Source organism: uncultured Imperialibacter sp., assembly GCF_963974565.1.
GTDB lineage: Bacteria > Bacteroidota > Bacteroidia > Cytophagales > Cyclobacteriaceae > Imperialibacter > Imperialibacter roseus.
Genome location: NZ_CAXBCJ010000005.1, coordinates 339,468 through 350,733, shown reverse-complemented (window position 1 = coordinate 350,733; position 11,266 = coordinate 339,468). Strand labels below are relative to the sequence as shown.

10 protein-coding genes and 1 tRNA gene are annotated in these 11,266 nt (G+C 42.3%); 5 read left to right on the top strand and 6 right to left on the bottom strand.

The features are described from left to right. Positions 1-21: 21 nt before the first annotated feature. The 4 genes from AAC052_RS09875 to AAC052_RS09860 form a co-directional block, all read right to left on the bottom strand. A complete protein-coding gene (locus AAC052_RS09875) occupies positions 22-1,035 on the bottom strand; it encodes a class I SAM-dependent DNA methyltransferase (RefSeq protein WP_339812900.1) in 1,014 nt (337 codons plus the stop codon). 114 nt (positions 1,036-1,149) lie between these two features. Continuing rightward, positions 1,150-1,974, bottom strand: coding sequence for a hypothetical protein (locus AAC052_RS09870; protein ID WP_339812897.1), 825 nt, complete (start codon positions 1,972-1,974; stop codon positions 1,150-1,152). Further along, positions 1,961-3,589, bottom strand: coding sequence for an AAA family ATPase (locus tag AAC052_RS09865; RefSeq protein ID WP_339812896.1), 1,629 nt, complete (start codon positions 3,587-3,589; stop codon positions 1,961-1,963). The genes AAC052_RS09870 and AAC052_RS09865 overlap by 14 nt, the downstream gene beginning before the upstream one ends. Beyond that, positions 3,586-5,319, bottom strand: a complete 1,734-nt coding sequence (locus AAC052_RS09860; RefSeq protein WP_339812893.1) for a restriction endonuclease subunit S — start codon at positions 5,317-5,319, stop codon at positions 3,586-3,588. The genes AAC052_RS09865 and AAC052_RS09860 overlap by 4 nt, the downstream gene beginning before the upstream one ends. Before the next feature lie 217 nt (positions 5,320-5,536). Here AAC052_RS09860 and AAC052_RS09855 point away from each other — a divergent pair, with 217 nt between their 5' ends. Then, positions 5,537-7,336 carry a CocE/NonD family hydrolase gene (locus AAC052_RS09855; RefSeq protein ID WP_339812891.1) on the top strand — a complete coding sequence of 600 codons (1,800 nt, stop codon included), beginning with the start codon at positions 5,537-5,539 and terminating at the stop codon, positions 7,334-7,336. Between the two features lie 11 nt (positions 7,337-7,347). Here AAC052_RS09855 and AAC052_RS09850 read toward each other — a convergent pair whose 3' ends face one another. Then, a complete protein-coding gene (locus AAC052_RS09850) occupies positions 7,348-8,040 on the bottom strand; it encodes a response regulator transcription factor (RefSeq protein WP_317488960.1) in 693 nt (230 codons plus the stop codon). After that, positions 8,030-9,298 (bottom strand): HAMP domain-containing sensor histidine kinase, encoded by a 1,269-nt coding sequence (locus AAC052_RS09845; protein ID WP_339812889.1) that lies wholly within the window; start codon positions 9,296-9,298, stop codon positions 8,030-8,032. Before AAC052_RS09845 ends, AAC052_RS09850 begins: the two co-directional genes overlap by 11 nt. Positions 9,299-9,441: 143 nt before the next feature. Between AAC052_RS09845 and AAC052_RS09840 the strand changes: the two genes are divergently transcribed. The 4 genes from AAC052_RS09840 to AAC052_RS09825 all read left to right on the top strand — a co-directional run bounded on the left by AAC052_RS09840 (position 9,442) and on the right by AAC052_RS09825 (position 11,234). Continuing rightward, complete coding sequence (locus AAC052_RS09840; protein WP_339812887.1) at positions 9,442-9,822, top strand: DUF1573 domain-containing protein; 381 nt, start codon at positions 9,442-9,444, stop codon at positions 9,820-9,822. Between the two features lie 77 nt (positions 9,823-9,899). Further along, positions 9,900-10,070, top strand: coding sequence for a hypothetical protein (locus tag AAC052_RS09835; protein WP_317488963.1), 171 nt, complete (start codon positions 9,900-9,902; stop codon positions 10,068-10,070). Between the two features lie 95 nt (positions 10,071-10,165). After that, a tRNA-Val gene (locus tag AAC052_RS09830) sits at positions 10,166-10,243 on the top strand. 70 nt (positions 10,244-10,313) lie between these two features. Further along, complete coding sequence (locus tag AAC052_RS09825; RefSeq protein WP_339812884.1) at positions 10,314-11,234, top strand: hypothetical protein; 921 nt, start codon at positions 10,314-10,316, stop codon at positions 11,232-11,234. The last annotated feature ends 32 nt before the right edge of the window (positions 11,235-11,266 follow it).

Here is an 11,266-nt window from a genome sequence, read left to right as displayed (position 1 = left end):
AAGTTATCGATTTTTACTAAATCAATGACTTGACACAGTTATTGTAACACTCTCTAGAAGTTCTCTTCTTATTGTTTCTCCGGCTCCTCCTTCAAAAAGAACATTGTCCGGCAAGACAACCGCAGCCCTTCCTTTCTCAGTAAGCATAGTTACAATATGCTGTAGAAAGGCAAGCTGCTTATTCCCCGTTGTTACCCAAAAGTCCTCTCTCAAGAAATATCCGTCCTTTCCATCCTGTTTTTTATCAGTTGTAGGAATGTCACTACTGCTTTTCCCGAATGGAGGGTTGGCCAATACGATATCCACTTTTTCGGGTTTTTCTTTTAGACTATCAACAACATGAACTTCTGGCGTTTCTTCTAAATCACCTATTCCATGAAGGTAAAGATTCATAAGACAAAGACGTGCCGTAGCCTTTTCAATCTCCCAACCATGAAATGTCTCGAACTTTATAAACCACCGTTCCGCATCCGTTAAGTCAGGTTTTCTTTCGAGATATTCTAATGCTCCCAAAAAAAAGCCTCCGGTTCCGCAAGAAGGATCCGCAATGGTCTCTTTGGGCTTTGGCTGTATACATTCGACCATTGCTTTTATTACAGGTCGAGGCGTAAAGTATTGACCGGCTCCACTGTTCTCTGCATTTTTTTGGAGAAGGGACTCATAAATTTCACCCTTTACGTCAGCTTCTGTTGAAGTCCAGTTCTCGTCATTTATGAGAGCTATGAGTTTTTTTAGTTTTGCAGAATCATGAATCTTATTTTGTGCTCCTGCAAATATTTTTTCAAGCATGCCACCCGATTCCGCCAGACTTTTTAGAATCCGTTCATATTGATCCTGAAGCACTCCACCACGATTTGCCGCTAAATTTTTCCATTGACATGTCTCTGAGAGATTGTATTTACTTTGGTTCTCGTCTGCCATTTTAAGAAATAGTAAATACGTAAGCTGTTCCAGATAGTCGTTGTACCCTAGCCCGTCATCACGGAGAGTGTCGCAAAACGACCAAATTTTTTGCACTAAATTACTTGTAGCCATGGCTTATATTTTTGATAGAACTTACTCTCTCCAAACCCAGATGTAAGAGAAAAAAGCGACCCTTATGTAATTCATTCCTTGATGGAGCCGTGTGACTTTCGGTTTCATAATAGATCAATCACGATTTAATTCGAGATTTTCTTCAAGCAAAGCAAAGGCCCAATTTTTACCAGAAGATCGTAAACAAGCTCTTGAGGTTGCTGCAAACTCAGACTTGAATTGGATTTGTTTTCTGCACTCATTTTTTAGACCCTCAATTTCTGCGATTATAGAGGCACTCTGATCTTCATTGTTTTCCCTTATTTTATTGTTGATCTTTTTTATTAGGATTGTTGTGTCAATCCACTTTTGCATTCTTGCTTCCACTAAATCTGGGTAATTCAGGTCTAGTTTGTCAATCGTATAATTCGCTCTAAGAAAATCCCAAGGGGCTTCATCTTCCGGAGCACTCTCAACTACTCTTCCATCCTCTTGAAAATTCAACAAGGTTACATCCTCTTGTCTTGTTGGGTCGATGAAATAGCAAACTTCATCTTTTACACTACCTGGTGTGGCAACTGTGTTTTTTTTAACAGCAAAATGATTGGCTTTTTTAGTATTGCCTACACTACCGCATAGGCGAAAATTAGTATGCTCAAAAGCTAACCACCAATATCCGGTTCTTTCGCTTTCATCATATTCGATTACCTTTTTCTTGGGTCTGAAATGATCTACATGATAATGGGAGTACGGATTTTTTGATTCGGAATACCAACATTTGTTAAATGATATTTTCTTGAGCTGATCCTTGAAGACTTTCCAATAACCGTGATTTCTATCGATTATGATATTTATCTCATCTGATGTCCTAGCAGCTTTTAGCTTAGTAAGTAACTCTGCCGACTTGAGTAACCATTTCTTATTAGAAATTTGAATCTTATTAATATCAATGTAGATCATTGTCTTCTTCTATTTCTTTCATTTTATTAACTATATATTCTGTATAAAGAGGATCTTTAAACTGATGCCCAAAGCCTTTTTTGCCCAAAGTCTCAAACAGTTCTTGAAGTCTGTTTAAATCCTTGTCATTAAGTTTATTTTTTGATTGTTTGTATAAGAGTCTGTTTCGTTCATCCAAGAGAGGCCGGGTTTCTCTATCGACTATGGTCTTTAATCCGAATAACTCACTTGTTAATATTCCTGCTACTCCAAGACCTCTTGGTTCAATATCAGGCTCTATGGCCTCACTTAGTGCTTGGATCTTAAGCTCCTCAAACTTGTCTTTTGGCACACTGTTGGAGGAAATTCGTACCTTTTGGTTTTTACCAAAAAGGCGAACTTGTGATTTAATCATGCTCCCAATAACCAAAGGATCGTGCGTATTTATGATGATCTGCGTTGTTTTGTCTTCCTCTAGTTCTTCTGAGTCATCTCCTGATTCAAGTTTTGATTTGGATTTAACCAGCTTTTTCAAATAATGTAAATAGTCGTACTTCCACAAGGGATTGAGATGGGTATCTGGCTCATCAAGTAACACTAATGACTCCTCTTCCCTTGTGAAAATTAAAAGACCAATAACTGTTAACAATTGCTGTTCCCCTTCACTCAATTCCTTAAAAGTGACCTCCCCATCTTTTCTTTTTTTAACCCGTACTTTTACTTCATCCAACATATCTGAGATGTATGTGCTCTCAAGAGCTTTGAATAGAAAGGTATTGCTGGGTTTTTGATGATTAAGGTCAAAATACTCCTTTGCAAACTTTTTGAGTTTTTCCTTGTCACTTATGTACAGGTATAATTTTTCTTTTTTCACCCCCTTACTCCTAAAGTCAGGATAGACCGTGGTGTCAAACAAAATTGGGGCATACGAAAAATCATATAACGCACCTAAAAACTCTTTAACTAATCCTTCAGCGTTCCAAAACCTTGGATCACCCGATTTGCTTTTCCAGATAGGTGCCTTAAGAACAAAAAGAACAGATTCGAGATCCTCAATACCCAGAACATCATTCAGAAAATCCTTTGACTTTTTCTCCATTCGTTCAAGAGCAAAAAATGCCATCAACACAAAAAAGCTGTGAATAGGTTTCACATAGAAAAGTCTCCTTAGATTGTCGAGCTCATCTATGTTAAAATCTTTTTTGATAATTCGATTGTAGAAGTTCCTCTGATGTTCCCAAAAAATTTCATCCAAACGGTTACTAACTCCAGAATAGTAGGTGAATATGTACTTTGGAAGGAAGTTTCTTTTTCCTTCCATACTGAAAAATTCCGAAAATGAAGGAGCCTGAGCTTCACCAATAATCTCAATTTTATAGTTAGTGCCGGTGTAGTCTATGACAATATCATTACCATGACAATTGTATTTGATCCAATATTTAAAATCCGGGAAGCGTCTGGCCGTTGGTTTACTTAAATCGAGAAATTTGAAGATATTAACAAGCGCCTCAATCAAGTTTGACTTACCTGTTGCATTTTGACCTAGCAGTACGGTATTCATTTGATTTTCATCAAAGTCAATACAGAACTTCTTAAGGTTCTTAAAATTTTCTATATAAACTTTATCAATTCTCATTTTTTCAATGATAATAGAGACTCAGTGCCCTTTTTTACTTCATTGAGGTTATTCTGTATTTTCTTTAGTTCGGCATAGAACTCTTCTATATTGTCTCTATGCTTACTTTCTTGCCATACCCGCACAGCTGTCATAGGTTCTTTCGAATTTTTGAGAACATCTTCAATGCTAAGTTCTTTACTCATTTTCTTCATTCTTTTAAGTGACTTTTCTTTTTGTTGCTTCTGCCCTTCCAGATATTTTTTCTTTTCTGCCAGAATTTGTTTAATCAGTTCTGAAGCATGTTCTTCTTTGGGATTCTGAGCAACCAAATTGCCCTTGAAAGCAGTTTTTAAAATGCTTTTTTTTAAGGCCTCCGATTGTATTAATGCAAATTGAATTGTTTTTTCAAGATTTTCTATAAGTGAAAATCTTGATTCTATGATTTCGACTATGATTTCCTGTTCAGCTTTTGAGGGTAGAGGGAACGGAAGCGCTGAAAGTACTGAAAGGTTAATAGAAGCAAGGTTAGTTGTCTGTTTGGCATTTCTGTAGAAATAGTCTTTAGCAGTCTTGCTTCCAGAATACAGAGCGCAAAACAAAGAATTTACTTCTTTGGAAATTACCCGAGCTCTAAACACGTGGTTTTGATGAATGCAATTTTCGATTTCATTTCTCCAAATAGACCCTCTCCCGAGCTTATCTTTGTCGCCGCCCTCTGTATAAAGAATGTCTCCATTAATCAGTTTGTATTTTTTTAACTCATTCGAAGATACTTGGATATTCTTGACTTCTCGTAAATCCAAATAGCCATCTTGAACATTGGCCACCCTTAAGTAGGGGACTTTACTTGTCTGTGCATTATGGTATTTTTTCCCTTTGGCGACACCCCCAGTTATTGTTGTGAAAGATTCCAGAGTAACCCAGCACCACTCTTCTGGTAGTTCTGGTAGGTTTTCAAAATCCATGATACTTAGATTTCGTGACTCAGCTTTAATCCTAGGTTTTAAGGGCTTTTTTCCTTTTTTTCCATTCTCTCCCCATTCAACTATTTGCCTAGCCCAATCCTTCTCTTGCTCTTCACGCCATATCTTATAGTCTTTTGCTATGACCTCCAAGGCATCTTGCGATGGTTTGATGTAGCTGAAAGCCCTCCATTGCACAGTTAACTTACCCTCAAATGCTGCATTTAAGAGTGCTTGTCTATACGCCTTTAATTGGTTGTGAGATTGTTTTAATTGGTTAACAGTACTTTCTAGCTCACTGAAGAGTTCATCTAATTTTCCCACTATTCTACTCTGCTCGCTAAGTGGGGGTAGGCCAATTGGGATATTCCAAAACATTGAGGGATCTACATGCGGTATTCCAGTTCCCTTGGTATTTGATCTTACATAATCGATCTGTGATATTAAAAAATAGTATAGGAAATCCCTACTTACTACAAATGGAGTTATTTTCATCAAAGTAGACCCTAATGCTCCTTTTTTCCCTTTAAAGAACAAGCCACTTCTTGACCCATCCCACACAAGAGCTATGCTTGCCTCATCTATCTCAATTGAGCTGGTTTTATCAGCAAACTTGTTGATCTCATTAATTTCAAGAGCTTTTATATCCAAGTACGGAACCTTGTCTTTGGCGGGGGTGGCGTCCAAGACTCTAGGCTTTTTCCCTTTTTTTGAAAGGACAATATCGCCAAGTAGTGACCAAACCCATCCTGTCGGTAAATCATGTTTTGAGAAATTTTTGTTCATCTCAATTCTTCAATTAATTCCAATTGAAACAGTTCATTACCATATACAACCCTAGACCGGTCTAAAGCAATTATATTAGTATTGAAGTCAAAGTTCCTCGTTTTTTCGTCCATCTTGAGCGCAAATTGCTTTGGAGTAGGTTGTTCATTTATTGATTTGTAATATGGAGAATATTATAAGAAATCTTCTCCATTCAATTCAGCTTTGTTTCTAATTTATGGACTCGACAATATTTCTGGCCATACCGGTACTCCAGCATACAATGAAAGCATTGATCTTTTCTCTTCTCCTCAGTTTCTTGTCAATAAATTTGGTGGCGCAGCCGCAAGCTTGGAACATTCAACGGGAAGTGGTAAAAATTCCCATGAGGGACGGCGTCACCCTGGAGGCTATTCTGTATAAGCCAGCAGGAGAAGGTAGGTTTCCCGCTATTGTGTACAGGACGCCCTATGGCAAAGATGAGTATGATGGTTACGCCATGTTTCCCCTTGCTGCAGCAAAAGAAGGGTTTGCCGTTTTTCTGGTTGACGTCAGAGGTCGCTTCGGGAGCGAGGGAGAATTCAAAGCGTATCATCAGGAGCGGCCCGACGGCTACGACTTAATAGAATGGGTGGGTAAGCAGCCCTATGTAAACGGAAGAGTGGGAACCTATGGGGGCTCCTATCCAGGCATTGTTCAGTGGCTGGCCCTGTCCGAAGCGCCGGAGGCGCTCAAAGCGGCAGCACCCGACATGACACCGATCAATAGTCACTATTTTTATTACTTCGGTGGTGCTTTTTCAATGCCATGGCTCGATTGGTTTATGCCTCTGATTGTGCCTGACTTACGAAAAAGAGCCAACGACCCTTCTGGGCCCTGGCTCGACAGTGATGCCTACCAGCAATGGGCAAAAGACAGGGATCAGTGGTACAAATACCGGCCTCTGGCTGACATGCCGTTGCTTAAGAAATATGCGCCTTATTACTACGATTGGCTCTCGCACCCTGACAAATCGGACTGGTGGGATTTTGCTTCAGTTGAAAAGGACTTTGAGAAAATGCAGGCACCTGCTATGCTACTAAGTGGCTGGTATGATGCAGCTTATGGGCCTTTGGGAGCTATTCAGGCCTTTCAGGAAATGAAAACGAAAGCTGCTACATCGGTGGCGAGAGAAAACACCAAACTCATTCTTGGCCCTTGGAATCACACGTCTGTCACTGTAAGAAAATCGCATTTTGGTGAGGTCGACTTTGGGCCATCAGCGGGGTTTGACTTTGATAGGGTGTTGATTGACTGGTTCACCCTTCATTTAAAAGAAGAGGAGGCACCCCGGCTTAATCCTGTCAGCGTTTTTGTCATGGGAGCTAATGAGTGGAAAACATTTGGTGACTGGCCTGTACCCGATATAGAAACCACCACCTTGTATCTCGACGCTGGTGCCGATAACAAAAGCGGAAAGCTGTTGGTGCAGCCATCAAAGAAGGCAAAGAACTTGGCATACACCTTTGACCCAAATAATCCGGTTTTAGATAAAAGCTTTGAGAAAAGTTATCCCTACGACCAAAGAGAAATTGAGAGCAGGGAGGATGTATTGGTGTTTACTTCCGAAGTTTTGACGAAGGATATCGAAGTGATTGGTCTGGTGGAAGCAGCTTTGGCTGTAAGTTCTTCAGCAAAGGACACAGATTTTCACGTAGTGCTATGCGACGTTTACCCTGATGGAACGTCCATTAACCTGAGTGGATTGGATGCTGGCTATTTAAGGATGCGCTACCGGGAAGGGCTTGAGAAGCAGGTGTTGATGAAGCCGGAGAAGGTTTATCCGATATCCATCGATAATATGGCTACGGCTAATTTGTTTAAAGCCGGGCATCGCATCAGGCTGTACATTACCAGTAGCAGCTTTCCGCACTATGACCCGAACCCGAACACAGGAACGAACATTGCCACGGAAGCAAATCTGATTCCGGCTGTCAATAAAGTCCATGTGGGTGGTAAGAATGCCTCGAAATTGATCCTGCCGACTGTGAAAAAGTAGTGACTACGCTTTTATTTTACTCTAAGCTGAAAACCGACGCTATGGTGGTTTTCAATTTGAACATTCGGATCGTGCCTGAGATACTTTCTGAGACGTGACACAAACACGTCAAGGCTTCTTCCGGCAAAATAGTCGTCGTCGCCCCAGAGCTGCAAAAGAATGTCATCTCTTTTCACAAGCTGATTTTTGCGACACACCAGCATGAAAAGCAAGTCATTTTCTCTTCTTGTCAGCTTGGTTTCGCCATCTTTGAAATGCAAGCGGAGCGTGTCGGTGTTGAGCGTATACTCGCCAATGGCCAGCTGCTGAGAAGTTGGTTTTTCTTCTGTAGGCGTGGTTCTTTTAACAAACACCGCTACACGAAAAAGCAACTCCTCCATACTAAATGGCTTCGTGATGTAGTCGTCTGCTCCAATTGAAAAACCCTTCAGCTTGTCTTCCTGAAGCGAGCGGGCTGTGATGAAAAGGATCGGAACAGATGAATTAGTTGCCCGGATGCTTTTTGCCAATGTAAACCCATCTACTTTTGGCAACATAATGTCCAGAAGGCACAGGTCGAAGGTGTTGGTTTTAAAAAATTGCTGAGCATCCAGTCCGTTTGTAGCATGAACCACCTCGTAGCCACCTTGCTCCAGGTTATCCTTTAGCACGAAGCCCAGGCTTGGGTCATCCTCCACCAGTAGCAGTTTTGGCCTATTTTTCATGAACTACTGGGATTTTGATTCGAAAAGTTGTTCCCCTTCCGAGTGTTGAACTTACCGTAATGTCACCGTTATGGGCTTTGACGATTTGCTTTACATAAAACAAGCCCAATCCAAAACCTGAAACATCCTGCACATCCCCGGACGGCACCCGGTAAAATTTCTTGAAAACGTGTTTCAGCGATTGAGCAGGAATGCCCCTACCCTCGTCCTTAAATGTAAGGAGCACCTCGTGGCCAGTGTCGGTAACGTCCAGGCTGATGACGGGGGCACCCTCCGAATACTTGATGGAGTTGTCGAGCAAATTGCCCAGCACATTTTGAAAGTGGAGGGTGTCAGTTTTTATTTTGCTGCCATTGCAATGGCATTCCAATTGCCATTTCCCGCCAGCAGCCTGCACTTTTTCCCGGGCAGTCTGGTCAAACTCCTCTAGCAGGTCGGCCACTGACTGTAGCTGCATGTGTAATTGCAGTTTATTTTTTTCTACCAGCGCTATCTGCAACACCTCTTCCACATGGCTTTGCAATCTGTCGGCCTCTTTTTCGATCAAAGAAGCATATTTGTGAAGTCGTTCTTTCGAGTCCTTTTCATTGGCCGACCGGATTACTTCTGCCGACAGCTTAATGGTCGACAAGGGAGTCTTGAACTCATGTGTCATGTTGTTGATAAAATCCCTCTGAATTTCTGAGAGTCTTTTTTGCCTTGTCATCACCACCATGGCGTAGGCAAAGAACCCTATCACAAGCAGTAGCCCTCCCGAGGAGTACACCAGAAAGTCCATTCTGCCCAGGAGGTATCCTTGCCTTGAGGGGAACAGCACCCCGAAATAATACTGGTCTTCTTTTAGCGACGGGAAGCTCGCCTTGACCAACTTCCCTTTGTTTTCTGAAACCTGATTTCCATAGACCATGAGTTGGGACTGGCAATCATATATACCGTACTCAAAATCGGTGAAAATATTCCGCTTGTTCAATTCGGCGGTCAGGAAGTATTCCAGGGTTTGGGGCTGTAATACCTGCGAAGTTCGTACGATATAATAATTAGCCGATATCTGCTCAATGGGATTATAGGCAGGCACATCCAAGCCATCGGTTTGGCACAGCGACTCCACAACATTGCGTAGTGCGAGATGCAGGTTATGGTCGAAAGTTCTGGACTCAGCAATGTAGGCCTGCCTGATCCAAAGAAACTGGATCAGCAGAACCCCGGCTACTGACAGTGCTCCGAGTGAGGTGATAAGCCTGATTGAACGAGTCCTCATGATTCAAAATTAAACAATCCATTGATGAACAGTGTGCCATTAACATTTCATTAACACTTGTTATGCTTTCATTAACAGCCTTTTAAAGTTTCCGTACGGACATTTGAATCGTTATTTATTTTTTCACTTAAAACACATTAATTATGAAAAAGAACATTGTTGCACTAGCTGGGCTCTTCGTCGCCTTTATCGCTCTTTCAAGCTTTCGTCCTGCCGCCGAGTCATTGTCATTCAAGGCAATGACTTACGACTTTGGTAAGATTGTAAAGGGTGCGCCCGCAAGCCACAACTTTGAATTTACGAACCCATCAAGCGAGTCAATTACTATCACTAAAGTGACAGCATCTTGTGGCTGCACTGTAACGGACTACACGAAAGGTAGTATTGGCGAGGGAAGTGAAGGGTTTGTGAAAGCTACTTATAATGCTGCAAAGGCAGGGGCTTTTAGCAAGACTGTGAGCGTTTATCACAGTGGCTCCGAAGCTCCTATTGTGCTGACCATTAAAGGAGAAGTAGTAGAATAGTAATATAAGGGTGTTGGGGCTGATTTATGTTTCAGCCCTATACCCTTCCCATTTTTTAACCTTACCTGGGAAAGAAGATGTTGAGCAAGAAGACCATGAAGTACTTTACCAACCCCAAAGAACTACCCGCAGGAATTCGCAATGCACTGACTATTGCGGCCGTAGCAGTGGGTGTGGCAGTAGGCATTGCTGCCATTTTCGAGAAGCCCATCATCAAGGCAGCGACTGACTTTTTTAGCACTTGCTAAGCTTACCTCCCCATTTAAGCCTTTGTTTATTTCGAATTGTTTCTCAAACTTTGCTGGCTAGCAAGTCGCACGTTGCTGCTTCGATGGTGCATTTCGGGAAGTTAGCTCAGTTGGTTTAGAGCACCGCCTTGACAGGGCGGGGGTCGCAGGTTCGAGTCCTGTACTTCCCACCAATGCAGCCGGTAACAACCCGGCCTTCCTGAATACATGGTTTCTACCCCGCCCCTCTAAACAAGGCTTTTGATGTCAATTAGAATTGCTTTTTACACCCTTTGCTCTATTGTTTTGGTAGCCTGCCATGGCAGAAGCGATAAGAATGACTATGCTGAGGAAAAGGCGAGAGCACCCTTCGAGGCGGCTACTTCAATGGGAATCATAAAAGAAAGTAGCCTCGATGAAATTTCAGGGATAGTGGCTAGTCAGAGATACCCCGGCTTTTATTGGGTGCACAACGACAGTGGCGGCAGTCCTTCCGTTTACCTGATCGACAGCCTTGCTCAGCTCAAAGCTGAAATAAGACTGGAGGGAGTGATCAACCGTGACTGGGAGGATATCGCCATTGGTCCAGGGCAGGACGGGGCCTATTTGCTTTACGTAGGTGAAATAGGGGACAATAGAGCTGTTTATGGCAATTACTCCATCTATTCGTTTCCCGAACCAGAATTGAATCTGGTGGGAGAGATTCAATTTCTCAGCATCAGCGACTTTTCAACGTATCAATTTCAATACCCTGATGGCGCACGGGATGCTGAAACCTTGCTGGTCGACCCCACCAACCGTGACATCATCATTATATCTAAAAGAGGGGACAATGTTATTGTCTATCACTGGCCTTTTGCGGAGCAGACGCCAGAACCCTATGTACTGCACAAGGCGGGTGGCATCCCGTTTTGGATGATAGTCTCTGGAGACATATCACCAGATGGGCAGGAGCTTTTACTTAAAAATTACGAGTCGATATTTTACTGGAAGAAAGAGCCAGGCGTTCCCTGGCTGGAGGCGATCAAGACGAATCCGCACCGGCTTCCTTACCAACCGGAACCGCAAGGGGAGGCCGTTGCGTTTGCAGCAAACGGCCAGGGCTATGTTACCCTAAGTGAGGGAAAAAACTTTAACGGCCCGCAACACATCTACTTCTACCGCAGGAAACAGCTGATTAAGTAGTATATAGTTCAATTCTGACTAAAATCAGGTTT